Below are 25,437 nucleotides of genomic sequence, written 5' to 3' on the forward strand. Positions count from 1 at the left end.
TGGGCATGTGAGCGTTCATTGCACGATGACCACTTCTTCGGTATCGCTGCCGCCGTTGGACGACGTCACTCGAACCCTGGCCGGTGGAATCGGCGTGATCCCGGTGGCCAGGGTTTTCACCGCGCCATCACCGCCCAGCGCACCGATGGTGGCGCCGGTGCCGGAGGTGGCGGTGAGCACCGGTGGCGAGGTTTCGTCACTGGTCGAGGCCACCACGGTCAGTTGCCCGGAAGTGAGGCTGTACTCGGCGCGCTGGATCACCACCAGGTCGGTCAGGTTCATGGGCAGGGTCGTCGGTGAGCTGGTGGCGATCGCCAAGTGGTTGTCGGCGGTCACTTGCAGCACGGTCGGCAAGGTCGGGTTGACCGCTGATTGCGCATACCAGCTGCCGGTGCTGTCGGCTTCTGTCATGTTCACCACGGGCGTGCTGCTGGTGATCGCGGCGGTGCCCGGCGCGGGCGGCGCCTGGACGAACACGTCTTGCTGGGCCACCGGCGCACTGTCGCCCGGTTTGCGCGAGTAAGTGCTGCGCTGAGGAATCAGCGGAGTCGGCCGCACGACTGTCGACAACTTGCCGGACACGGCGAAGGTCGTGCTGCGCAGGTCTATGCCACCGGGGCCTTCGATGCGCACGAAGTTGGTGTTGAACGGGCTGCCGGTCACGGCTTCGTTGAGGTTCGGGTCGCCGACAAACTGCTCGGCCGCGCCGGTCACCGGATTGGTCTCGGTGTACGGCCCGTTGACGCTGCGCAGGAACGGACCGATGTCACCCTTGAGCGCGCCGTCGTAGGTTTTCGGGGTGCCGATGCCGATGTCGCGGGTCATGTTGATGGCGCGGCGACCGGGGGTGTCGACGTTGAACACATCGACACCGTACGGGTGGGTGATGACGTAGGTGCCGGCGGTGGGCACATCAACCCGGATGCGGATCCGCGCGAAGCTGATCTGGTCGCCTTCCAGCGGATCGCCGCCACCGAACGCGGCTTCAACGGCGCTGACGTAAGTCAGATTGATGCCGCGAGCCGCATCGACGATGGAGGTATCGCCAGTGAACCAGAAGGCTTCATCGGGGAAGTTGGTGGGGAATACGAGCGGTTGCGTGTCATCGAACACGCCGGGGGTCGGCAGCAGCGAGCACATGTAGGACGGGGCGCCCGGCGTGCTCGGCACGCGGGAACTGAGTGCTTTGGACAGGCACAGATCCAGGGTGCGCCCGTGGCTGTCCTGATACCAGCTGGCGAAACCGCCATTGGCCGGCGTGTAGGGGCCGGGGTCGACGGCGAACAGAGCGGCCTGGGCAATGCCCTGGGCCAAAGCGCTCACGACCAGGACGGTCGCGGTTTTGGACAGTAAAGGGTGCATGAGTTAATCCCTCTATCGAAGTGCCTGCCCCTTGGGGGTGGGTCAGTTGCAGAGGGGCGTTTCAACTTCCATACCAACGGCTGCGCAACTGGCGCGAGAGGCCCGTGGGGCAAGGGTTGGCGAGTGAGGAGGAGGGCTTTTTCGCGGCGCGGACATCGGGCGACAGTCCCCAGCATTGGGGGGGAGGTGGGGATCAATCGACAGCGCCGATTGGCGGAGGGGGATCGCAGGACCGTTCACCCCCCGCATCCGGGCAATCACCCAACCGTGGGCTATAACCCTATAGGGACGTATCGGGAAGTCGCCGCCATGAACATGCAGTCAAAATCACTACCGGTCCAGGAGAGCAGCCTGCGGCTGAACTCGCGCAAGCAGCCGTTCAATCTGTTGCGCTGGTTTTCATTGGTCAGCATGGCAGTGATCGGCACCGTAGCGGTGGCGCTCGGAGCGGTGTCGACACGGTTCGTGATCGAAGAAAGTGTGCAGCGCGATGCCTTGCTGACCGCGCAGTTCATACAGGCCATCGCGTCGGCGGAAGTGCGCCACGTCTCGATCCCCAATATCCGCACCATGGGAGAGTTGCTCGACCCTCGTCAGGATAACGACTTTCCCGATGTCGACCCGGAGGCCCGTGCCAATGCACGAGGCGAATTTCTCGATCACATCGAACATTTGCCGGACGTGATCCTCGCCAACATTTATGCGCCGGACCGTACCGTGATCTGGTCGACCAATCCCGCGCTGGTCAACACCCGCATTCACGCCGACGAAGACCTCGACCGGGCCTTCGATGAAAAGATCCCGGTATCGGCCAGCTATCACGACGTCGACAAGGCGCGTGAAGAACAAAAGTTCGTGGTGCCGCCGGAATACATCTTCATCGAGAACTACATCCCGCTGTTCGACGCCGAGGGCAAGAACGTCACGGCGATGGTCGAGATCTATAAAGAGCCCAAAGACCTGATTGCGCGCATGGAGCGCGGCCTGACGCTGATCTGGCTGGCCACCGCACTGGGCGGCGGGCTGATTTACCTGGGGCTGTACTGGATCGTGCGACGGGCGGCGATTTTGCTGACGGCCCAGCAAAAACAACTGATCGCCAATGAAACCTTTGTCGCGCTGGGTGAGATGTCTTCGGCGGTGGCCCACAGTCTGCGCAACCCGCTGGCGACCATCCGTTCCAGCGCCGAGCTGGCCCTGGAGTTCGACGCCGGCCCGGCGCAGAAAAACATCAAGGACATCATCGGTCAGGTCGACCGCATGTCGAAGTGGGTGCGCGAACTGCTGCAATCGCTGCGACCGCTCAACGATGAGCCGGAACCGGTGAATCTGGTGGCGGCGCTGCACGAGAGTCTGGTCGCGTTCGAACAGCAGATCGCAAAAAACGCGGTGCACGTGGTGTTTCATCCGCAACAAACGCCGATGGTGCTGAGCCAACCGGTGCAACTGACGCAAATCCTCAACAGCCTGCTGGCCAACGCACTGGAGGCCATGGACAAGGGCGGCACGTTGACCATCACCCTCGAACCGAGCGACAGCCGTGGCGTGAGCGTCATGCTCAGCGACACCGGCAAAGGCATGAACGAGGAACAGCGCAGCATGGCGTTCCGGCCGTTTTTCACCACCAAGCAGGGTGGGCTCGGTGTGGGGCTGGTGCTGGTCAAACGGATCATGGAACGCTTCGGCGGCGGTGTGTCCCTGGACAGTCGCGAAGGCGAGGGCACCACCGTTCGTCTTGCGTTTCAACTCATCCAGTAATGGGGGTGAACTTCCCCCAGGAGCGGGTGTCAGGCCCCGGTCACCGGGGAGTGGGGAATGCAACAGCGTCTGTAACAGCTTGTTTCAACGGGGATTAATACTTTGGCGAGGTAATTGCAAAACACCATCACCCCTTCCTTAAATGAGGCGGCTGGTGATGGACAGAGCAATGCGTGACCCCCAAAAGCTGTTTCTTTTGACGCCACTGAGCGTCTTTCTGATGTTGACCCTCGGCCAGATGGCCGGGGTTCGAGCGAGCCCGATCGACGACGAGAATCAGCCGGAAGCGTCCGACCCGTCGGCGTATTACGACGAGCCCGCAGACCGTGCCGGTGCGCTCAACGCCATCCTGACGATGCCCGAGGCCAACGAATACTCCTTCGATCTGCCCAACGGGGTCACAGGCACGCGCAATACGACGCGCACGGAAAACATTCTGCCGCCCACCGTCCAGACCAGTTTCAATTACCCCACCAACGGCAAGCCGAGCCCGCTGTATGGTGCTCAGCCGTTCACTCAGCAACTGGTGCTGTTCGAAGAGTTCGGCCCGGAAAAACTCGACCCGACCACCCCGGCCGCGCCGTTGGGCTTTCCGCCAGCCGCCATCGGCCCGGCGCCGGCCCAGGACCCGAACAGCGTCGCCCGCAGTGCGCCACCCGGCACCGCGCTGGACGCATTCCTGCGTCAACCGGGGCTCACGCCATTCCCGAGTCAGTTTGCCAACGTGGTTGACCGCAACCCGTGGCAGGCGCAGATCGAACTGTTCCTCAACCGGCATATCGGCTCGTCCGCCGAAGGCCGGCCACCGGGAAAAGGCTGGGCTCACCAGCGCTGGAACGAGTTTTACCCACAAGTCGCCTACAAGACCGTGCAGACCGGCGCGCGTCTGAACGGTGGCCTGCGTGACAGTCGGCAGATGCACGGTTATGCCGTTGGCGAATTCGGCCCCGGTGGTCTGTACCACAACGTCGCTGGCGTGCCGGCGACGGATGGCACGGCCAAGGGTGTCGACCCACGGTTCCACCCGGCGATGCCGGTGCAGGACCACAATTCGGTGTGGACCTTCGACGGCACGCTGCCGCCGAAACTGCTGATGGTGCGCTACGGCCAACCGGTGATGATGCGTCACTACAATGGCTTGCCGATCGATCCATCGGCCAACCGTGGCTTCGGCCTGCACACCATCACCACCCACGAGCACAACGGCCATGCGCCGGCGGAAAGCGACGGCTATGCCAACGCGTTTTTCTTCCCCGGCCAGTACTACGACTATCGCTGGCCCATCCAGCTCGCCGGTTACGACAGCATCAACACCAAGGCTGAAGATCCACGTGCAGCGTTCCCGTGCGCGCCGGGGGAAACCCTCTGGGTCAACGACATGCAACCTGCGAAAAAGACCTGCGACCACGGCACCATCAAGATCCGTGGCGACTGGCGCGAAACCATGAGCACCCACTGGTTCCACGACCACATGCTCGATTTCACCGCGCAGAATGTCTACAAGGGCAACGCGGCGATGATGAACTACTACAGCGCCCTGGACCGCGGCAACGAATCGGTGAACGACGGCGTCAACCTGCGTTTCCCCAGCGGCAGCGCCTTGCCGTGGGGCAACCGCGACTATGACGTCAACCTGGTGTTCGCCGACAAGGCCTGGGATCAGCAGGGCCAGTTGTGGTTCAACCCGTTCAACACCGACGGCTTCATCGGCGATCAGGTGCTGGTCAACTGGCAATGGAAACCGAGCCTCGACGTGCGGGCCCGCAGTTATCGCTTCCGGCTCCTCAATGGTTCGGTGTCGCGCTACTTCAAGCTCGCGCTGGTGCGTGAAGTCAAAGGCACCAGTGGTGAGTTCCAGGGACCGAGAAACTCCGGTGTGTCCTACAGCCGCGTGCCGTTCCACATGATCGCCAACGACGGCAACATCATGGAACACAGCGTGCCGTTCGACGGTTCGATGGATCTGGATGCCGACGGCGACAAACAGAACCACAACGCGATTCTGCCGACCCAGGGCATCGCCGAGCGGTTCGATATCATCGTCAACTTCGCGAAAAACGGCATCAAGCCGGGCGACAAGCTGTTCTTCGTCAACCTGCAGGCCCAGGACGACGGCAAGGGCCCGAAAGAAGTGATCCCGCTGGCCGACGTGCTGTCGGAAAAATACCTGGCGGTCATCAAGCAGACCAGCAAAGGCCCGCAATGGGACCGGGGCGACCCGGTGGTGGGCAAGGTCCTGCAACTGAACGTCAAGGCCTATACCGGCCAGGATCTGTCGATGAACCCGGCCGCCTACGAGCCTGCCAAACCGGGCAAGGCCGAAGGCATGGTGATGATTCCGCTGAAGATCCACCGCGACAACGCTGCCGACAAAGCCTTGCTCGCCAAGGCGCTGCACCGGACCTTCACCTTCGGTCGCGCCGACGGTACTGATGAAGCGCCGTGGACGATCAAGACCGATAGCGGTTTCGGCTTCCACATGGACCCACGCCGGTTGAATGCCTCGACCAAACTGGCCAGCGGCCCGACGGACGCCGGGGTCAACGGCATCGGCACCCTGGAGGTGTGGAACATCAAGGCCGGCGGCACGGGCTGGAGTCATCCGGTGCACGTGCACTTCGAGGAGGGGATCATCCTCAGCCGTGGCGGCAAGGCCCCGCCTGAATGGGAAAAATGGGCGCGCAAGGACGTTTACCGGATCGGTTCGGAAGCCGACGGGCTGGACAACGTCGAGATGGCGATCAACTTCCGCGAGTTTGCCGGGACTTACATGGAGCACTGTCACAATACCCAGCATGAGGACAACTCGATGCTGCTGCGTTGGGACCTCGAGAAACCTGGGCAACTGCAGTTGATGCCGACACCGCTGCCGAGTTGGGATGGCGTGCGCTACGTCAACTCCGCCGCGCTGCCAACCTTCCGCACCGGCGACGGCTTCGGCCCGCAAGTGACCGTGAAACCATGAAAAGGGAGGGAGCCGACATGAAACAGCCAACGCCGCGCTCCCGCGCCCTGGGCATGCACTTGATGCTGGTGCTGGTCACCTGCCTGCTTGGCAGTCAGGTGCTCATCGCCCATCAGGCGCAGCCCGAAGGCGCCAGTGAATCCGCCACCCCGTGGGGTGGCGACTATTTCCCCAACACCCTGCTGACCGATCAGGACGGTCGGCAGGTGCGGTTTTTCGATGACCTGATCAAAGACAAGGTGGTGGTGATCAACTTCATCTTCACCTCCTGCAGCGACTCCTGCCCACTGGAAACCGCACGCCTGCGCCAGGTGCAGAAACTGCTGGGGGATCGGGTGGGGCAGGACATCTTTTTCTACTCGATCAGCATCGATCCGCTGAGCGACACCCCCGAAGTGCTCAAGGCCTATGCGCAACGCTTCAAGGTCGGACCCGGCTGGAAATTCCTCACCGGCGAATTCGAAGACATCACCGACCTGCGCAAGAAACTCGGGCTGTTCATCGAGGGCGTCGACAACGGCCGCACCAAGGATCACAACCTGAGCCTGATCGTCGGCAACCAGAGCACCGGGCGCTGGATGAAAGCGTCGCCGTTCGAGAACCCGTGGATTCTCGCCGATCAACTGGCCAACACCTTGCAGAACTGGAAGCAGCCGAGCGTCGAGCAAAGCTACGCCAATGCGCCGGAAATCCGCCCGCCGAGCAACGGCGAAGAACTGTTCCGCACCCGCTGTGCTTCGTGCCACAGCCTCGGCCCGCAGGACGGCGAAGGCATCGGTATGCGCAACATCGGCCCGGATCTGATCGGCGTGACCCGCCAGCGTGACCCGGCCTGGCTCAACCGCTGGATTCGCGAGCCGGATCGGGTACTGGCGGAAAAAGACCCGATTGCGCTGCAACTGTTCGAACGATACGAGCGGATCCCGATGCCCAACCTTCGTCTGGACGAGCTGTCGGCGCAGTCGATCATCGACTTTTTGCGCGATGAAACCGAGCGCCGGCAACCGACCACGCAGCCCTTGGCTGACGGGGCGTTGACGCCAATAAGTCCGGCCGCGAGCAGCGAAACGGTGAGCCGCATGCGCTAGCGGCTAAATAGCATCATTGAGTCCTGTATCACGGTCATTGCCACCTACACTCAGTCGTGAGGTGGCTGTAACCGGTTCGATACAAAACGCCAGGACACCCCCATGCAACGACTGGAAGAACAAAAAACACCTGCACCGAATGTCGCGGTAGCAGCCATCAAGAGTTGGGGCGGGCAGTTCAACCTGCTGCGCTGGTTCTCGCTGGCGAGTTTTTTCATCATCGCGGCGGTGGCGCTGGGCCTGGGCTATGTCTCCACGCGGTTCGTGGTCACCGAAAGCGTGGAGCGCGATGCGTTGCTCACGGCGCAATTCGTCCAGGCCATCGGTGACGCGGAAATGCGTCACGCCGGCATTACGCCGCTGCGCACCATGGGTGAAATGCTTGACCCGCGCCAGGACGAAAACTTCCCCGACGTCGATCCGCTGGCCCATGGCGCGGCGCGGGCCGAGTTTCTCGATCACGTCCAACACATGCCGGATGTGCTGCTGGCGACGGTCTATGCCCTGGATCGCACGGTGATCTGGTCGACCAACCCGGAACTGATCGGGGTTAAATTCGAGGATGATGACGAACTGGACGAATCGTTCGAAATGAAAGTCCCGGTGTCCTCCAGCTATCACAAGATCGACGACGAGAAACCCGAACAGAAACTGTCGCGCGAACCCAAATACCTGTTCATCGAGAACTACATCCCGATGTTCAACACCGACAAAAGCAAAGTCGTCGCCATGGTCGAGATCTACAAGGAACCGGAGGATCTGGTAGATCGCATCGATCGCGGGTTTGCCTCGATCTGGGCGGCGACGATCCTCGGCGGGGCGGCGATTTACCTGGGGCTGTTCTGGATCGTGCGACGCGCCTCGACACTGCTGCAAAGCCAGCAGCAGCAACTGATCAGCAACGAAACCTTTGTCGCACTGGGGGAGATGTCATCGGCGGTGGCTCACAGCCTGCGTAATCCGCTGGCAACCATTCGTTCCAGTGCCGAACTGGCCCAGGAAGTGGCCAGCCAGAGCGCCCAGCGCAATATCGGCGACATCATCAGTCAGGTGGATCGCATGTCGCGCTGGGTCCGGGAGTTGCTTGTTTCGCTGCGGCCGATGAGTGACGACGGCGAAGCGCTGGATCTGCAGGCCGCCGTGGAAGACTCGCTCGGCGCGTTCGACGCGCTGATCCGGCGCAATGGCGTCGAAGTGCGACTCAACCTGAGGGACTGCCCGCCGGTCCTCAGCCACAAAGTGCTGCTGACGCAGATCCTCAATAGTCTGTTTGCCAACGCTCTGGAAGCGATGCCCAAGTGCGGCGTGCTGAGTGTCGACATCGAAGCCCCTCACGCCGGCCAGGTGTGTATGACCGTGGGTGACACCGGCAGAGGCATGAACGCGCAGCAGCAACAACTGGTGTTCAAACCGTTTTTCACCACCAAGCAGGGCGGCCTCGGGGTTGGCCTGGCACTGGTCAAAAGAATCATGGAGCGTTTTCAGGGTTCGGTCGTGCTGACCAGCCGCGAGCAGGAGGGAACCCGCGTCAGTCTCAACTTTAAAGTGGCATCGGGAGGGGAATATGGAACACAGCATTCTGCTGGTCGAGGATGACGAACTGTTGGCCGACAATATTCAGACCTACCTGGAGCGCAAGGACTTCGAGGTGACGGTCTGCCATTCGGCCGAAGACGCGCTGGAGCAATTGGGCCGCTTCATGCCGGACGTCGTACTGACCGATAACTCACTGCCGGGCATGAGCGGGCACGATCTGATCCAGAAGCTGCGCATCAGCGCGCCGGAGCTGAAAGTGATCATGATGACCGGTTACGGCAACGTCGAAGATGCGGTGGTCGCGATGAAGGAGGGCGCCTTTCATTACGTCACCAAACCGGTGGCATTGCCGGAGCTCAAACTGCTGCTGGACAAGGCCCTGGCCACCGAGCGGATGGAGCGCACGCTGTCGTTCTATCAGGAGCGCGAGGCACAGAAATCCGGTTTGCAGGCGCTGATCGGTGAATCGGCGCCGATGCAGCATCTGAAGAACACCATCGGCCAGTTGCTCGAAGCCGAGCGGCGCATGACCGGTGGCGACCTGCCGCCCGTGCTGGTGGAAGGCGAGACCGGCACCGGCAAGGAACTGGTGGCCCGTGCGCTGCATTTCGACGGCGCGCGCAGCAAGGGCCCGTTCATTGAGTTCAACTGCGCGTCGATCCCCGCCAATCTGGTGGAGTCGGAGCTGTTCGGTCACGAGAAAGGTGCGTTCACCGACGCCAAGGATCGCCGCGTCGGGCTGGTGGAAGCGGCTGACGGCGGTACGTTGTTTCTCGACGAAATCGGCGAGATGGATCTGGTCCTGCAGGCCAAACTGCTGAAGTTGCTGGAGGACCGTACCATTCGCCGGGTCGGCTCGGTGAAGGAGCGCAAGGTCAACCTGCGGGTGATCAGCGCCACCAACTGCAACCTCGAACAAATGGTGCAGCAAGGCAAGTTCCGCCGAGACCTGTTCTTCCGCCTGCGGATCATCTCGATCAAGGTGCCGCGCCTTTATGCGCGCGGCGACGATGCCCTGTTGCTGGCCCGGCATTTTCTCGCCAGCCACGGCAAACGCTACGGCAAGCCGAATCTGCATTTCAGTCAGCAGGCTGAAGAGTTGCTGCTCAATTACACCTGGCCGGGCAACGTGCGCGAACTGCGCAACATGCTTGAACAGACCGTGCTGCTGGCGCCGGGCGACACCATCGCCGCGCACCAGTTGAACGTGTGCATGAGCCTGGTGGACGAGCCTTCGCTGCATCAACATCGCGAGGTGCCGCACTTCGAACCGCGCCCGGCGAGCAACACCGAGTCGATGAATCTGCCGGAGGTCGAGCGCGACATGGTGCGCAAGATGCTCGACAAGACCGACTGGAACGTCACCAAATCCGCCCGCTTGCTGGGCTTGAGCCGCGACATGCTGCGCTATCGCATCGAGAAGCTCGGCCTGGCGCGCCCGGACAAGCGTCAGTGGTAAACGGCGTTGCTGCGTGGATTCGGCGGGCTCAGGCATTCCAGCAGGCACGTCGGGTCCAGCACCTCGTCATTGACGTAGATGCCGCGCTCGGCGTCGTACGTGCGGATAAACACCCGCACCGTTGCATCGGCCACGGTCGGCAACTGTGAGTCATGGAACACGTGGCGATCCGGGATGACGATGAAATCCTGCGGCGACGTGTCATCGAACGCTCGCGGCGGCTGTGCGTACAGCGAGGGTGGAGCGGGGTGGGCGAAGGGCTGGTCGGCCCCGTAGTAATTGAAATTGCTGTCGAGGGCTTGCGCCTGGGCGGCGGCGAGCAGACAGGCGGATAACAGCAGCCGGTTGAACGTTTGCATGGCGGCACCTGTGGAAGCGGTTTTCCCCAAGGCTATTAACTATAGCCGGCCATTGGCTTACAAGTTCGCAACAACCTGGATCGGCAGGCTCCACTAGACTCGGGCCGCTCAATCAAGAGCGTGCGGAGTGCGCCATGGAAGTGCCAAACAACAAGAACGCCATCGAAAGCAATCGTCAGGCGTGGAACGATTCGGCCCGCCATCACCAGGATTCGCCTGACTGGCAGGTTTTGCTGACCGAGGTCACCCAGGTCGGTTTTTCCTGCCTCGACGACACCCTGCGCGGGCTGCTGGAGCAGGTCGGTGTCGCTGGCAAGGATGTCGTGCAACTGGGCTGCAACAATGGCCGCGAGAGCCTCTCGCTGTTCGCGCTGGGGGCGCGAAGCGTCGTCGGTGTCGATCAGTCGGCGGCGTTTCTCGAACAGGCCCGGGCGTTGAACAGCCGTTCGCCACACCAGGCCCAATTCATCGAAGCCGACATTCACCACCTGCCCGAATCACTGTGTAATCGCTTCGATGTGGCGCTGATCACCATCGGCGTCCTCAACTGGATGCCTGACATCGGTGAATTTTTCCGCCACGTCGCCTCGACCCTCAAACCGGGCGGGCGGCTGGTGATCTACGAAACCCACCCGTTCCTGGAAATGGTCGATCCCGAGGCCGAAGATCCGTTTCGCCTGGCGACCTCGTACTTTCGCCGCGAGCCGTTCGTGCAGCAGGAACCGATCGTCTACGTCGGCAAGGTCGAACAACAGGCCGCACCGTCGTACTGGTTCGTGCACAACCTCGGCGCCATCTTCACCGCCGCCCTCGACGCCGGGCTGAACATCGCGCATTTCAAGGAATACCCGCATTCGAACCGGGAAGAGGCGTATGACCAATACCTGAACCGCGAGGCGCAGATGCCGATGTGTTTTACGTGGGTGGGGGTGAAAAACTGAAGTCCGAATTGAGCGTCACGAAGGCGGCCGAATGGCCGCCTTCGTCATTTCAAGCCTGCGCAGCCGCCGTCACCACCGGCCGCCCCGGTTTGCGCAGCGGTTCCAGTCGCGAGCCTTCATACCGAGTCTCGCGGAAGAACCGCCACTTTCCAAACAGCCCATAGACGTGGGTCACACGGCCCTGTTCCTGATAGCCCATGCGAATGTGCAGCTTCAGCGCCGGGATGTTGTGGGTTTCGCAGACGTCCACCACCTTGTGGCAACCCTGGGCGGCCATGGCTTGCCAGAGGGTGACTTGCACGTCCACCGACAGGCTGCTGCCGAAGTAGGCGCGGGTCATTTCGCCGCCGAATTCGAAGAACTCGCCCGGTTTGACCGGGAAGTTGCAGCCGTAATAGTGACGGTCGTGATAATCCCGGGTGCTCCCCCAGATGAAGGCTACGGCGTGACCGTCGGCGTCCAGGTACATGTGCCCGGTGTGGCCTTCGCTGGCGAGTTCGGCCATGGTCTGCACGCGGTCACCGAAGTGTTTGGCGAAGGCGCCGGCATTCTGCGGCGTGATGTCGACTTTGCGTAGGCCTTCATAAGGGCGCAGCTTGTGCGGCGGCACCGGGCTGATCAGGTCGCGCTCCATCCACAGCAGTTCCCAATGGAAGAACACGTAGCGTTTCCACAAGGTGCCGATGGTGCGGCCCAGGCCTTTTTGCTTGATGCGTTCGCGCAGCTTTTCGATGACGCTCATGATGCCCTCCGTGGCCGAAGCCCGGGTGTTTTTGGATGTGGCTTTTGTGGGTATAGATCAAGCTGGCAAGTTCATTTCAAAGTGCCATCTTCGAAATTATTGCCAGTTGTGTAACTCAATCGAGTGCCGCGGCACCGCTTAGGAATTCCTTGTTCAAGTCAGCGTAGGAAACCCGTGGAACGCCCAGCAGCCGGCGCTCTAGCAGGCGACTCAGGGACTCTCCGGGTTCGAGATAGGCATCACCGAAATCAGCCCCGAGCTGATTCGGATGGGCGACGATTTCCAACACACCGTCGGTCGGTGCAGGCTCGCTGCGCAGGTCCACCGGGGTGCAGACATAGTCCGCCGTCGCACCGGCCAGCCCTTGCAAACGACGGTTGAGCAAACCCTTGAACAGGCGCTTCGGCAGGCTGAGGTTCTGTCCCAGGTTACGTGCCAGTCGCACCGGCACACCCTGGTGGGCGGCGAAGCGCGCGACGATCTCGCCGATCGGCCAGATGTTGTGCACGTGCTGATGTGAATCGAGGTGACTGGGGCGTACGCCGTGATCCACACAACGCTGCCACTGCGTCTGCAATTCCTCCTGTACCGCTTCGCGATCTTCACGACTCAGCCACAGGCTGTGCCGCGCAAGGCTCAGATCGAACACCCCGTGGCTGTCGCAGAAAGTGGGGCGGGCGAGAATCGCCTGACTCAATGGCCGGCCGTACGTCAGGTTGAAGTGCAGGCCGACCCGCCCCTCCAGCAAGTGATGACGAGCCATCGCGCAGGCCGCTTCGAATGCCGGCATGTTGGCCATGGCTGTCGCGGAGCTGATGACCCCGGCCTGGAACGCATTGAAGATCACCGCATTTTCGTTCGGGCTCAGGCCGAAATCGTCAGCGTTGACTATGACTTGGCGAGGCATGTTCGCCCTCCGTGGTGGGGTGGGTGGCCGATTTCGCGAGGGCCGCCGGTTTTGTCGTTGCCTGCCGTGCGCGCCACTGCTGCATTTTCGGTTTGAGCCGCTGCCAGACACGCAGCCCAAGCCCCAGCAACAGTCCGCTCGGGCGCCAGGAGTAGAAGCTCCAGCGCCAGTGTTCCAGTTGCCCGGTCATGCGTTCGTGCAGTTGATGGCTGGAGTTCTCCAGGCTGACCCGCGAGGCATCGATCCAGCGCCAGTGATCCTCAAGGCCCCAGCGAATCCATTCCTCCAGCAACACTCGGCCGCTGCCCAGATCGGCGTACTGCGGCAGGAAGGCGAGGTTGTAATCGTAGAGCCGGCCCTGTTCGAGCAGGCCGAGGCGGTAGCTGATGCAGCGACCGTCCAGCTCCAGCGTGACCACGCGCACCAGGCCTTGGGCGGCGAGGGCGGTGAAGGCGCTTTCGATGCAGCGTCGGCTGCGTTCGGTGGCGAAGATGCCGACGCCTTCGTCGCCTTTCCAACTGACGGCTTCGACTTCGCTGATGGCTTGCAGCAACGGGCCCATGGTCAGGGCATCGGGAATGATCCGCCGTACTCGTGCGCCACACGCAGCAATGCGTTTGCGTGCACGGCGCAGTTTGTAGCGCGGATCACCGGAGACCTCCTGAAGATCGGCGTCACTGATCAGATGCACCGGTACCCGACAGCTCAAGCGCCGTTCGCCGGTCGAGCTGTGCGCCATCCATTCGGTGAGGACACTTTCCTCGCCCGCAGGCTCCGACAGTTCGTTGAATTGCAGCAAGGCGTGGGGGATGCGATGGCGGATCAGCCGCAGTGCCTGGCGCATGTCTTCGGCCGCCAGCACAGACAGCAATGCCAGACGATCCGCCAGCGGATACCCGAGGTGATGCACCACGCCAAACGGTATCCCGCCAAAGCGTTCACGACCGGACACCAGCGGCAGGCACAGGCGCAATTCGTCCGCTTCCCAGCCCAGCAGAATGTGCAGATGCTCACTCGCATCGAGTGTCTGCTCTGCCGCGATCAACCAGCCGAGGCTGTTGAACGGCGTGTGATCCGTCACCCGCAGGCGCAGTGCTTCATAAGCCGCTGCCGGGAAGTCAGGGGCGCACAACGAGGTGCGCCATTCGAATCGCGCCATAGGCTCAGGTCGCCGTTGCTGTGACGGAGGGACGGGAAGGTTTGCGCAACGCATCCAGGCGCGAGCCGCTGTAGCGGGTTTCGCGGTAGAAGCGCCAGCGGGCGAACAGGGTGTACACGTTCATGATCCGGCCCTGTTCGGTGTAGCCCATGCGCAGGTGCAGCTTGAGCGCCGGGATGTTGTGGAACTCGCAGACGTCCACCACCTTGTCGCAACCCTGGGCGGCCATGGCTTTCCACAGTTCCAGTTGCAGGTCCACCGACAGTTCGGTGCCCCAGTAGGAACGGGTGAGTTCACCGCCGAATTCGAAGAACTCGCCGGGGTTCACCGGGAACAGGCAGCCGTAATAGTGGCGGTCGAAATAGTCCCGGGCGCTGCCCCAGATGAAGGCCACCGCATCGCCGTGATCGTCGAGGTGCATGTGTCCGGTGTGACCTTCATTGGCCAGTTCGGCCATGGTGCCGACGCGGTCACCGAAATAGCGGGCGAAGGCGCTGGCGTTGTCCGGGGTGATCTTCACCACCCGCAGCGGCGAATACGGTTTGAGGCTGTGGGGCGGCACCGGGCTGACGAGGTCGCGCTCCATCCACAGCAGCTCCTGATGGGAAAAGACGTAGTGCTTCCACACCTTGGCCAGCGTGGCCCGCAGGCCTCTTTGTTTGAGGTGTTCGCTGATTTTTTTCACAACGTTCATGGTCGGTACTCCTGATGACGTGGCATCGCGCGGCAAGTGGCCTGCGCGGCAGGACATCAACGGGCGGTTCATCAAGCGCTCCAGCTCAGGGAAAACAGGGTCTGCCCCGGCAGTTCGAAACGCACGCGACCGTCCTGACAGCGAAAGGGCGCGTCGCGGCTGCGGTTGTCGGCGCCGAAGTAGCGCAGGGCACCGTTGTTCAACGGGCACGTGACCCCCGCCAGATCGACATGCTGCAATCGCGTGCCTTTGTTTACACCCAGCAACCCGCGCTGATCGTCGCCGGCCATGGCCAGCACATCGACTTCGAAGGCATCGTTCTCCAGCCACAACACATTGTGCAGCCAGTGTTGCTGGATGAACTGCTGGGCCAGGCCCACGGGTTTGAGTTCGAAGTGTTGTTCATCCGGCGAGACGTGCAACATGCCTTTGGGATACTCCGGCTCATCGGCGGCCTGGAACCAGTTGAGCATGGTCAGCAAGCCGTCCTGGGAGGCGTTGATCACCACCGAGGCCCACCACAGCGAGGTGTAATGGGTTTCCTGATCGTAGGGGCTCAGGCTTGAGCCGCTGGACAGATTGGTCTGATCCAGCAGCAAGGCCTTGCGTGGCTGCCCCCTGGCATCAAGGCCCACCAGATCGGCGGCGCGGCGCACGCTGTCGCGGTAGACGCGAGTGGCGAGCAGGTCGCGGATCATCCATTCATGCCAGGCCAGCGCATCGACCTCATCGGCGGATTCGCCCAGCAGTCGCCGGGCCCAGTCGATGCCGCGCTTGTTTGCCGCGTTGTCGGCGAACGGGCCGTTGACCAGCCGCGAACTGGCCGGCATCGCGATGCGCACACCGGCCCGGGCGTTGGCCGGATCGCTGTGCACCTGGCGGGCCATGCTGGTGAAGATCGAACGGTATTGTTCGTAACTCGAATAGTTGAGATTGGGCTCGTCGGCAAACCCGATGTAGTGCGTGCCTTTGCCGCCAAGCAGCCGGGTGCTCGCGAGCCAGGCGTCGAGGCCGCCGTTGCTTTGCAGGTCGGCGCGCAAATCAGCCTGACGCTGACTGCCGGCGAGCAGGGTGATGTCCTGGCGAATGCCGAAACGGTCCTGATAAACCTGGCGAAACGCGTCTTCGAACTGCGGTTTTTTCGCCGTCACATCGACGAAGCTGTAGTAACTGGCGGCCGTCGGTTTCAGCGCATCGAGGGCGGCATGGCTGGCGGGCGGCGGCATCACGTAGGGCAGGGCGATGCCCAGGTCCGGCGTGCGGCCGAGGACTTTGTCGTGCAGGGTCAGGCGGGTCTGGCCGTCGTCTGCGCGCAGCGGTTTGAGCTGCTGCGGATTCTGCGCAAACAGATTGGCCGTACCGTCGAGCCAGAACGCCGCTTTGCCGCTGCCTTGCAGACGCAGGCGCCAGACTTGTTCGCGATCGCTGACCGGCAGCGCGAGCTGATCGAATTGCCAATAGGCGCGATACGGTTTGAGCCCCAGCGACAGTTGTTGGCCGTCGCCGACCCGCTGCGCTTGCAGGGCGCTGACGCCACCGTGGAACTTGCCCGCCAGCACCGCGTGTTCGCCCGGCGCAATCCTGAAATACAGCTCATCGCCGTCGCGGGTTTCCGCGCTGAAATGCACCTTGGCCGGGGCGAACAATGCGACCGTGTTTTCGTCGTGCTCGACCCGGTAATTGCGAAAGCTGTAGCCGGGGATTTCCAGCTGATAACTCGCGGCGCCCGGCGCCAATGACCAGCTCTGGCTGCCACGGGTTTCGCTGGCCTTGATGAAGCGCTCGCCCTGCAATTTGCCCCGGCCGTCGAGCAGGTACAGATGCTCTTCGTTGGCATCTGCCTGCCATGCCGGCGCCCAGCGCACGGTCACGGTGTCGGGGCGATCCGCTTGCAGGTACAGGCTGCCGTCGCGAATGTCGCCCCAGCGCATCGACGCCGCGAAGGCGTCCAGCGAGAGGCCTAGTCCGAGCAGCAGGGCCAGGTGTTTCATGCGGCTTTCCTGCGCTGCAACATCAGCCACATTGGCGCTATGTCGCCGGGCAGGATGATCAGGGTTTGCCAGAACGGCACGCGGCTCAGACGGCAATACAACACCAGCATCGCCACGGTCACCGCCAGATAGGCAATCGATGACGCCGCTGCGGCGCCGACAATCCCGTAAGTCGGGATCAGCAACACGTTCAGGGCCAGGTTGAGCAGGGCGCCGAGGCCCATCAGCAGCGACACCGTGCCCGGGCGATTCTTGCCCAGCAGGTCCAGCCGCAGAATGCTCGCGTAGCACAGACCCAACAGCCCCGGCAGCAACGCCAGCAGCGCCGGATACGCCGGTTGGTAGGCGGCGCCGAACAGGGTGACGATCAGCCATTCGCCGATCACGGCCATGGTCAGGCAAGCGCCGAGCATCACCGTCGCCGTCAGGCGCAGGGCCAGCGGGGTGACCTTGTCCATGCCTTCGTCCTGTTGCAGCAGGCGTTTCATCAGCGGTGTGGTCACCGCTTCCGGGACGATCAGCAGCAGTTCGGCGGCGGCGCTGGCCATCGCGTAATGACCGAGCGCGGTACTGCCGAGCAGGGCGCCGATGAACAGGTAGTCGGAGCGTAGAATCACTTGTTGGAACAGCAGATCCGGATGGCTGCGGGCGCTGTAGCGCAGCAGTTCGTTCTGGCTGGCGCGGTCCCATTGCAGTTGCAGCGGCTGCGCGCGCTTGAGCCAGACCCAACCGGCCAGCACCACCAGACTGATCCCGGCCAGCCAACTGATCAGCGCCGCTTCCAGTGCCGCTTCTTTCCACATCCAGAACAACGCGAGAAACAGCAACAGCGGCGCCAGGGATTCCACCAGGCGCAAGGCATTGAACGCGACCACGCCGCCGGACGCATTGTGCAGCGTCAGCAAGCCGCTCTTGAGCACGGTCAACGGCACCGCCAGCAGCAACAGCCACGCCAGCAGGCCGAGTTGCACGGTCACGTCCAGCTCACTGCCGAACTCACGCACCAGCGCCACCACCAGCAAGGTCAACAATCCTGCCAGCAAGCAACCGAACACCAGCACCTGAGCCAGCAGCAACCCCATCGGCCGCTGCTTGGCGGCCTGGTAACCGACGGCGGAATTCAAACCGCCGCTGGTGGCGGCGCTGATCAGGTCGGGCAGGGTGCTGAGCAGGGCGAACAAACCTCGCTCACTGGGGCCGAGGATTCGCGCCAGCAACACGTTCCTCAGCAGGCGCAGGGAGATCATTGCCAGTTTGGTGCCCATGCTCAGCGCCAGGTGCTTGAGGTAACTGCTTCGACTCATGGTCGCGCTCCGCGAAAGATCCGCCACGACAGCAGCTCGGGGTTGCGCGCCGTACGTTGACTGACGCCAAAGCGCGGCAGGTTCAGCGGATCACCGGCGCCGCGATAGATCCCGGTGCCGGTGCCGAGGGCGAACGGGTAATCGTGGCTGGCAATCTGTTCGCGGACTCGAGCGTCGTTGTCGCCGTTGGGGTAGCAGTACACCGGCAATGGCCGATTGCAGCCGTTGTTCAGGGCGTTGCGGCTGCGGCTGATTTCTTCGCTCAGACGCACATCGTCGAGTTGGGTCAGGATCGCGTGACTGGCACCGTGAGGACCGAAACGCACCAGCCCCGAAGCCTCCATCGCCCGCACCTGATGCCAGTCCAGTGCCTGAGGTTGCGACTCTTGCGGGCACTCGTCGGTCAGGCGTTCGAGCATCATCGGGTCAAGTGCTTTAAGCCTTTGCAGGTAATGCAACAGGGTCAGACTGCGCCGATCCACGTCGATGTCGTCCAACAAAACCGGCACGGGATGATGGAGCGACTGCAAACATTCGATCAGGTGCATGCGCGGTTTTTCGCCGTGGCTGCCCCACAGGGTTTCACCGAGGCTTTCCCACCAGAAGCGCTGACGGCTGCCGATGAAGTCGGTGGAGAGGAAAATGCTCGCCGGCACCTGATGCTTCTGCAGCAGCGGGAAGGCGTTGGCGGCATTGTCGCGCCAGCCGTCATCGAAGGTCAGCGCCACTTGCGGGCGCTCGCGGCGCAGGGCGTTGGGCTGCAGGATCTCCATCAGCGGCACGCAATCGAAATGCTTGCGCAGCCACACCAGCAAATGCTCGAAGGCTTTCGGGCCGACACACAGTTCGTTGCGGTGCGCCAGGTCGGCGGCGCGGTCGTTGGACAGCACCCGGTGCAACATCAGGATCACCCCGGCGCCGTGCAACTGGTTTCGTCCCACGGACGAGTTGAGATAGAGCCAGCCGCTGGTGCGTTTAATCAGTTGTTTGATCGCCATGGCTTGAGCCCTCTCAACGGTTTTGGTCAGGGTTCCACTGGGCGTAACGCTGGCCGCGCAGGAACTGCCACAGGCCGATGCTCATGCCCGCCAGTGTCACCAGAAGGAATGCCGCAAGGCGGAACGGTTTGGGCAAGCGGTGTTGCGAATCCAGCAGGCCGGCAATCGCGATGGCGTAGCCGAGCAGTTGCGCGATCAGGCTCAGGCGATAGAAACCGTGGTCATCCCACAGCCAGAAATTGCTCAGCAGCAACGGCAGCAACAGGATCGGCGCCAGCCGCCGGATCAGTTTGTGGCTGATCAGCGCAATCGAATACAGCCCGTGCTTGAGCGGATTGAGCAGCTCGCTGCGCTGGGCGAGGCTTTGCAGGCCGCCGACGGTGACCCGCTGGCGGCGGCGGAACTGTTTGTCCGCTTCATCGACGCCGTGGTCGATCACTTGCGCTTCAGGCACGTAGACGATGCGTTTGAATTTCACCGGGGCGCAGGTGCTGATGAAGAAGTCGTCGTTGACCTCCGCCGGCACGTTTTCGAACAGTTCCCGGCGCAAGGCGAGCAGGGCGCCGTCGGCGGAGACCATGCAACCGGTGCGATTCTCGACCCGGCGCAGCCAGCCTTCGTAATGCCGATAGAGGCTGTCGCCGACGCTCAGTCCGCCGCCGGTGACCGGGATCACCATGTGCCCGGCGCAGGCGCCGACCTGCGGATCGCTCAGAGGCGCGAGCAGATAGCCGAGGGTTTCCCGCGACCATTGGTTGTCAGCATCGGTGAACACCAGAATGTCGCCCGTGGCCAGCGCTGCACCGGCATTCAGCGTGGCAGCCTTGCCCTGGCGGGGCAGGTCAAGCACGGTAATCCGTGGGTCGACGACTTTGTGCGCGCAAGCCACGGTGTCGTCAGTGGAGCCGTCGCTGGCCAGAATGATTTGCAGGGTGGCCGGCTGATAATCCTGGGACAGCAGCGAGCGCAGCTTGTGTTCGATATGCCGCGCTTCGTTGTGCGCGGCGATCACGATGCTGATGTTCAGCGGCGGTGCCGGGCTGTGGCGCCACGCCGGGAACAACGGCGCGAGCAGCGTCAGCAGCAGCGGGTAGCCGACATAGGCGTACACCGGCAGCAGCAGGCACATCCAGAAAATGAATTCAGCCACGGGCAGGCCTCCTGGCATTCCAATGACACAGACTGAGAATGAACGCCGCACCGGCCAGGTGCAGACGCATCCAGTGCAGGCCCCACAGTTGCAGGGTCAGGCCGATATCGTGCTGGCGGAGACTCTGACGAATGCTCAGTACCAGCGCCGGGATCGTGGTTACGATCACCATGACCGCGGCGTGATGGGGAAAACCGTTAAGCAGTGCGGAGATCGCCAGCAGATCCAGCAGCCACGCCGCCAGTGACAACAGCGGAAAACGCAGCAGGCGCAGGCTGAAACCATGGGTGCGCAGCAGTTGCAGATGACTGCCCTGGCGCCATATTTCCTTGCCCATCCATTCGCGCCAGTTCATTTCGTAGCCCCAGTGCAGGGCCACGGTTTCGTTGACCGACAACAGCCGTGCGCCCTGTTCGCTCTGACGCAGGGTGAACTCTTTGTCTTCACCGGTGCGCAGGGTTTCGTTGAACCCGCCGACCTTGTCGAACCAGCGCCGGTGCATCAGCAGGTTGGAGCTGGGCAACCAGTCCACGGCATGAGCCGTGTGGCTGATCGGGCGCTGGGTGCGGCGTTGCCAGGCCACGGCGTACCACGGTGCAGAAGCAGGGGTGTGCAGGTCCAGTCCGAACACATCGGCGTGGCCCTCGGCCTCGAGGGCGAACAGCCGGGTGAGCCAGTCTTCGGGCATTTCGATGTCGGCGTCGATGAATGCCAGCCAGTCACCGGTGGCGATGGCGGCGCCGCGATTGCGCAGGGCGCCGATCAGCACGCCCGGCACCACCAGCACGTGCGCGCCGAACTGGCGGGCGATCTGCGGGCCGTTATCGCTGGAGCCGTTATCGACCACGATCAGTTCGCACTCGACATTGGCCGCGTGGGCGGCTTTTCGCGCCGCCAGCAGGGTGCGGCCGATGTGGCGGCCCTCGTTGTACATCGGGATGACGACACTGATCCGGCTCATGTCCTGGCCTCTTCCAACGGTGCTTGCTCGGCCTTCAGGCGCAGGACGCTGGTGAGCGCGAGCATGATCCACACGTACTTCTGATTCGGTGCACTGAGGAACATCAGAAACAGGGTCAGCGACAGGAAACTCACGCCCAGGTGGGTCATCATGTCAGCCTGTTCCCAGTCGCGGCGCTGCATCCAGACGCGGCGTGCGCGGATCAGGTTGTACAGGCCCAGTCCGAGCATGCCGACGAACAGCAGACCGGCAGGAACCCCCAGTTCGCTGAAGATTTCCAGGTAGGTGTTGTGCGCCCGGCGGTACAGGTCGCCGATCTTGCGGTTGGCGGAAAACGCCTTGGCGTACCCGGTGGTGGCGTAATGCAGGGGAAAGGTGCCGGGGCCGGAACCGAGCAACGGGTTCTCGCGGATCATCTGGCTGCCGACCACGATGTACGACGCACGGCGACCAAGGGATTCGTCATCGTGGCCACGGGCGCCGGCACTGAGCACGCTCAGCGACTGGATACGTGCCAGATAGCCGGCGGGCATCGCATAGATCGCCAGCGGAATTACGATCGCCATGCCGAGCATGGCGAAGCCCAGGTGCCGTGGGCGGATGCGTGTCAGTTGCGCGCGGTAGTGCCAGCAACCGATCACCAGACTCAACGCCAGCACCACCAGCCCGGAGCGGGATTCGGTCTTGGTCATGCCGCCGAGCAGCAGCAGGCAGCAACCGCCCCAGAACAAACGGTGCAACAGGTTCGGGCTGCGAATGATCAGCAGCAGGCCCAGCGGTACGGCGAAGGCGATCAGCATGGCAAAGGCATTCGGGTCTTCGAGCAGGCCGGCGGCGCGGCCCTGATCCTGGAATTTGCTCGAGAACATCGCCATTGCGCAGGTGGTGCTGACGGCCAGCGTCACCAGCCGGGCGAACAGGTCGAGATTCAGTTCTCGACCGATCAGCAAAGTGATGACGAACAGAATCAGACCGACACTGAGTTCGCGCAGATGACCCAGAGACATGCCCATGTCATCGGTGTTGAGCAGGCTCAGAAAGTACAGAACCATGAACCAGACCAGGTAACGCCAGATATTGCTGCGCAGGCGTTCGGACGGGATCTGATGCATCGCCAGCTGCAGCATCAGGATCACTGCCAGCGACGCACCGATCAGCTTGCTGCCTGACAGTGAGCTGTCCTTGAAGAAACCCTCGAACGGCACCAGCGCAGCAATGCCGAGCAGGCCCCAGGTCGGCTTGCGGTAGAGCACGGTGAACCCCACCAGACCCAGCACCGCTCCTGGCGCAAGATAGGGCCAGGGGCTGGCCAGCAAGGCGATGCAGACCAGACCCAGCAAGCTGACGATCGAGAGCGGGAAAATCATGCGCGTGCCTCCCGTGCCGTGCGGATGTACAGCTGCGACCAGCGTTCGGCCAGGGCCTTGAGGTCGTAGCGGTCCTGTTGCGTGCGTTTTGCGTTGTCCCGCAGTCTGCGCGCCAGCCCGCTGTCGCTCAGCAGGGTATCGAGCTGACGGGCCAGGGCGTTGCTGTCGGTCGGCGTGGCGAGCAGGCCGTTGTGCCGGTGTTCCAGCACATCGGGAATCCCGCCGACAGCAAAGGCCACCACCGGCACCCCGGTCTGCATGGCCTCGAGCAAAATCATCGGTGTGCCTTCGGTGCGCGAGCTGATCACCAGCGCGTCGAGTCGCTGCCACCAGTGGCGCATGTCGGTCTGATAACCCGGCAGGCGAATGCGTTGCTGCAACCCGGCGGCTTCGATTCGTGCCTGCAATGCCTCGCGTTCCGGGCCGTCACCGAGCATCACCGCGTCGAGCTGCGGGTGCTGATGACACAACGGGATCAGGGCATCGAGGAACAGGTCCGGGCCTTTCTCGCTGCTCAAGCGGCCGACGTATCCGGCGAGCCAGCGCGGATTTTCGACTTGCAGAGTCCGCTGGACGATCGCCGCCGGCAGGCCGTTGGGGATCACTTGCAGCTTCTCCGCCCGCACGCTGGCCTGGCGATGCAGCACCGCGATGCTTTCGGCCACGCACACCACCCGATCCACCGAGGCGGTGCGGCACAGTTGCAGGCTGAGCCAGGTGTAGAACTTCTGCTTGCGGCTGCGCGGGGTGAAACCGTGTTGTGTGATCACCAGCGGCAGACGCAGCAACGAGGCGCCCACCCAGCCGAACAACAGGCCCTTGAAATTATGGGTGTTGATCAACGGACGTTCTGCCCGGCGCTGGCGCAGATGCCCGAGCAGTGCGCCGAGCCCGGCGCACCCTTGCGCATCGACGCCGGCCTCGCGAAAGCGCTCGATCAGCTCCGCTGGCGCATCGAGAAACAGCACCTGATGCTGCCCCGGTGTCGCCAGGCAATGATCCAGCAACATCCGCTCGGCCCCATAGAAGCCGCCGCTGCTGAGCAAATGAATGATCGGCAGCGCGGCGTTCGGGGAGGACGGCGTGTTCAATTGCGCACCCAGTGCACGAAGCTTGGCACGGTCCAGTTCTTGTGCGGATTGCCGGGTTCGGTGCTCTGATCGTTGATCACCAGCAGCACCGGTACGCCCAGCTCGTGGCTGATTTGCGCCGGGTGTTTGAAGCGGTGATCGAAGAACTCACGCACGTAGACCAGGGCAATCGCCAGCAGCAGGCCGGTGAACAGACCGAACGGAATGATCAGCAGCGGTTTGGGGAACGCCGCTTCGGTCGGTTCAAACGGTGGGCTCAGGACCCGGGCGTTGGACAGGTCGTCGTTCAGCGCGCGGGTGGTGCTGCTTTCGGCAAAGCGTTGGGCGTAGGTCGAGAACGCGGCGTGCAGGGCATCGATTTCGGTGTCCATCTGCCGCAGTTTGCTTTGGGTTTGCTGCAGATCATGGATGCGCGCCTTGAATTCGGCGATGCGCGCCGTCTTCTGATCGATCACCTGTTGCACCACGGCCAGATCGTTGGTGCGTTCCTGAATGCGGTTGCTCACCACTTTGAGAAATTGCTGGCGGGTACGGGCGATCTGCTCACGGGTCAGCAGCATCGGCTCGCTGCCGGGCTGGAACACCGCCAGATCATTCATGTAGCGGCTGACCTGGGTGGTCAGTTGCTCGCCCAGCTGTTTGATCTCCCGGTCTTCGAACGCCACATTGTCGACGGTGGTGGTGAAGGTGTAGGGGAAGGTGTAGTCATTGAGCTTGTTGTTGCTGGCGGCGGCCAGGCTGGTTTTCAGGTATTCCAGCCAGCGCTGGCTTTGCAGCAGGCGATCCTGATACAGGTTCAGTGCCTGTTCTTCGGTGTTGATCGCGTTCAGGCGGAAGGTGATTTCCTCCTTCGGATCCGCCGCACCGACACTTTCCAGCAACGCCTGGCGGTTTCCTTCCAGACCATCGAGGCGCACCTGATACAGGTGTTTCTTGGTCTCGTAGAACGACTGCGGCAGGTCGATCGATTGCAGCGCCTGACGGCTGACCAGATAGTTTTGCAGCAGGGCGGCGACGAAGGTCGTGCCTTGATGCGGATCCGGGAAGCTGTAGACGATCGAGATCACGTTGGAACCGGGCAGGGTCTCGATCTTCAGGCTGTCGATGGCCTGTTGCGTCAGCCCGTCGAGCACGGTGTCTCGCACCGGGTCGGTTTCCAGTCCCAGCAAGTTGCGCAGCGGGTTGATCAGGTACTGGCGCAGGGGCGAGGTGATGTAGCGCTTGAACGGATCGCCGATCAGCCGGGCGAACATCGCGGGAGGCGGGGTGTATTCACCCTTGTCCCGCAGTTCGCTGATGGTCTGACGGATCAGCGCCGGCGAACGCAGGATGTTGCTCTCGGTTTCCATGTCCGCCAGTGACGGCGGAATGAATGTGGCGTTGTCCACGGTCAGCGACGTGGTGGCGTCGCCCTGAGAGAGTTTTTTTGACTGCACGATCACCTGGGCGGTGATATCGAAGCTCTGTTTGAGCACCAGCGGCAGCACCAGCGCGATCACTGCAAAGATCAGGAAGACACGCTTCACCAGTCGCTTGTTGGCGAAGAAGATCCTGAAGAACTCATGCAGGTAGTTTTCCTTTGGATTCATGTCAGGTCACCCGAGA

At 62.6% G+C, this 25,437-nt stretch carries 20 protein-coding genes; 6 read left to right on the forward strand and 14 right to left on the reverse strand.

The genetic code is table 11. The features are described 5' to 3' along the window. Window positions 1–15: 15 nt before the first annotated feature. A complete protein-coding gene (locus NE357_RS10340) occupies window positions 16–1,362 on the reverse strand; it encodes a hypothetical protein (protein WP_169429748.1) in 1,347 nt (448 codons plus the stop codon). A 309-nt stretch (window positions 1,363–1,671) separates the two neighbouring features. Here NE357_RS10340 and NE357_RS10345 point away from each other — a divergent pair, with 309 nt between their 5' ends. From NE357_RS10345 to NE357_RS10365, 5 genes are all read left to right on the forward strand, one after another. After that, window positions 1,672–3,120 (forward strand): sensor histidine kinase, encoded by a 1,449-nt coding sequence (locus tag NE357_RS10345; protein WP_169429749.1) that lies wholly within the window; start codon window positions 1,672–1,674, stop codon window positions 3,118–3,120. Between the two features lie 157 nt (window positions 3,121–3,277). Continuing rightward, a complete protein-coding gene (locus tag NE357_RS10350; RefSeq protein WP_169429750.1) occupies window positions 3,278–6,085 on the forward strand; it encodes a multicopper oxidase domain-containing protein in 2,808 nt (935 codons plus the stop codon). A 17-nt stretch (window positions 6,086–6,102) separates the two neighbouring features. Further along, window positions 6,103–7,173: an SCO family protein gene (locus NE357_RS10355; RefSeq protein WP_169429751.1), complete on the forward strand. Its 1,071-nt coding sequence runs from the start codon at window positions 6,103–6,105 to the stop codon at window positions 7,171–7,173. Window positions 7,174–7,275: 102 nt separating this feature from the next. Next, on the forward strand, window positions 7,276–8,769 hold the full coding sequence (locus NE357_RS10360) for a sensor histidine kinase (RefSeq protein ID WP_169429752.1): 1,494 nt from the start codon (window positions 7,276–7,278) through the stop codon (window positions 8,767–8,769). Further along, window positions 8,738–10,168 (forward strand): sigma-54-dependent transcriptional regulator, encoded by a 1,431-nt coding sequence (locus NE357_RS10365; protein WP_169429753.1) that lies wholly within the window; start codon window positions 8,738–8,740, stop codon window positions 10,166–10,168. Before NE357_RS10360 ends, NE357_RS10365 begins: the two co-directional genes overlap by 32 nt. On the opposite strand, the gene NE357_RS10370 is transcribed toward NE357_RS10365, so the two are convergent. Continuing rightward, complete coding sequence (locus NE357_RS10370) at window positions 10,159–10,527, reverse strand: hypothetical protein (protein WP_169429754.1); 369 nt, start codon at window positions 10,525–10,527, stop codon at window positions 10,159–10,161. The two genes, NE357_RS10365 and NE357_RS10370, sit on opposite strands and share 10 nt — an antisense overlap. A gap of 134 nt (window positions 10,528–10,661) precedes the next feature. Between NE357_RS10370 and NE357_RS10375 the strand changes: the two genes are divergently transcribed. Continuing rightward, the gene (locus NE357_RS10375; RefSeq protein ID WP_169429755.1) at window positions 10,662–11,468 is read left to right on the forward strand and encodes a class I SAM-dependent methyltransferase; all 807 of its coding nucleotides are present in this window, start codon (window positions 10,662–10,664) and stop codon (window positions 11,466–11,468) included. A gap of 49 nt (window positions 11,469–11,517) precedes the next feature. Here the strand turns inward: NE357_RS10375 and NE357_RS10380 are convergent, their stop codons facing one another. The 12 genes from NE357_RS10380 to NE357_RS10435 form a co-directional block, all read right to left on the reverse strand. After that, a complete protein-coding gene (locus NE357_RS10380; protein WP_169429756.1) occupies window positions 11,518–12,210 on the reverse strand; it encodes a GNAT family N-acetyltransferase in 693 nt (230 codons plus the stop codon). A gap of 115 nt (window positions 12,211–12,325) precedes the next feature. Further along, window positions 12,326–13,117, reverse strand: a complete 792-nt coding sequence (locus NE357_RS10385) for a ChbG/HpnK family deacetylase (RefSeq protein WP_169429757.1) — start codon at window positions 13,115–13,117, stop codon at window positions 12,326–12,328. Then, on the reverse strand, window positions 13,089–14,276 hold the full coding sequence (locus tag NE357_RS10390) for a GNAT family N-acetyltransferase (RefSeq protein ID WP_169429758.1): 1,188 nt from the start codon (window positions 14,274–14,276) through the stop codon (window positions 13,089–13,091). Before NE357_RS10390 ends, NE357_RS10385 begins: the two co-directional genes overlap by 29 nt. Before the next feature lie 4 nt (window positions 14,277–14,280). After that, the gene (locus NE357_RS10395) at window positions 14,281–14,970 is read right to left on the reverse strand and encodes an N-acetyltransferase (protein WP_169429759.1); all 690 of its coding nucleotides are present in this window, start codon (window positions 14,968–14,970) and stop codon (window positions 14,281–14,283) included. 71 nt (window positions 14,971–15,041) lie between these two features. Then, window positions 15,042–16,961 (reverse strand): hypothetical protein, encoded by a 1,920-nt coding sequence (locus NE357_RS10400; protein WP_169429760.1) that lies wholly within the window; start codon window positions 16,959–16,961, stop codon window positions 15,042–15,044. Then, complete coding sequence (locus NE357_RS10405) at window positions 16,958–18,265, reverse strand: lipopolysaccharide biosynthesis protein (protein WP_169429761.1); 1,308 nt, start codon at window positions 18,263–18,265, stop codon at window positions 16,958–16,960. The genes NE357_RS10400 and NE357_RS10405 overlap by 4 nt, the downstream gene beginning before the upstream one ends. Next, window positions 18,262–19,263 (reverse strand): polysaccharide deacetylase family protein, encoded by a 1,002-nt coding sequence (locus NE357_RS10410; RefSeq protein ID WP_169429762.1) that lies wholly within the window; start codon window positions 19,261–19,263, stop codon window positions 18,262–18,264. Before NE357_RS10410 ends, NE357_RS10405 begins: the two co-directional genes overlap by 4 nt. 13 nt (window positions 19,264–19,276) lie before the next feature. Next, window positions 19,277–20,413, reverse strand: coding sequence for a glycosyltransferase (locus NE357_RS10415; protein ID WP_169429763.1), 1,137 nt, complete (start codon window positions 20,411–20,413; stop codon window positions 19,277–19,279). Next, the gene (locus NE357_RS10420) at window positions 20,406–21,374 is read right to left on the reverse strand and encodes a glycosyltransferase (protein WP_169429764.1); all 969 of its coding nucleotides are present in this window, start codon (window positions 21,372–21,374) and stop codon (window positions 20,406–20,408) included. Before NE357_RS10420 ends, NE357_RS10415 begins: the two co-directional genes overlap by 8 nt. Next, window positions 21,371–22,741: an O-antigen ligase family protein gene (locus NE357_RS10425; protein WP_169429765.1), complete on the reverse strand. Its 1,371-nt coding sequence runs from the start codon at window positions 22,739–22,741 to the stop codon at window positions 21,371–21,373. The genes NE357_RS10420 and NE357_RS10425 overlap by 4 nt, the downstream gene beginning before the upstream one ends. Beyond that, entirely contained in the window at window positions 22,738–23,844 is a 1,107-nt protein-coding gene (locus tag NE357_RS10430) for a glycosyltransferase family 4 protein (RefSeq protein ID WP_432760325.1), read from the reverse strand. Before NE357_RS10430 ends, NE357_RS10425 begins: the two co-directional genes overlap by 4 nt. Then, window positions 23,829–25,421, reverse strand: coding sequence for a GumC family protein (locus NE357_RS10435; RefSeq protein ID WP_169429767.1), 1,593 nt, complete (start codon window positions 25,419–25,421; stop codon window positions 23,829–23,831). Before NE357_RS10435 ends, NE357_RS10430 begins: the two co-directional genes overlap by 16 nt. Between the last annotated feature and the right edge of the window lie 16 nt (window positions 25,422–25,437).

The sequence above is a fragment of the Pseudomonas sp. G7(2022) genome (assembly GCF_052660475.1).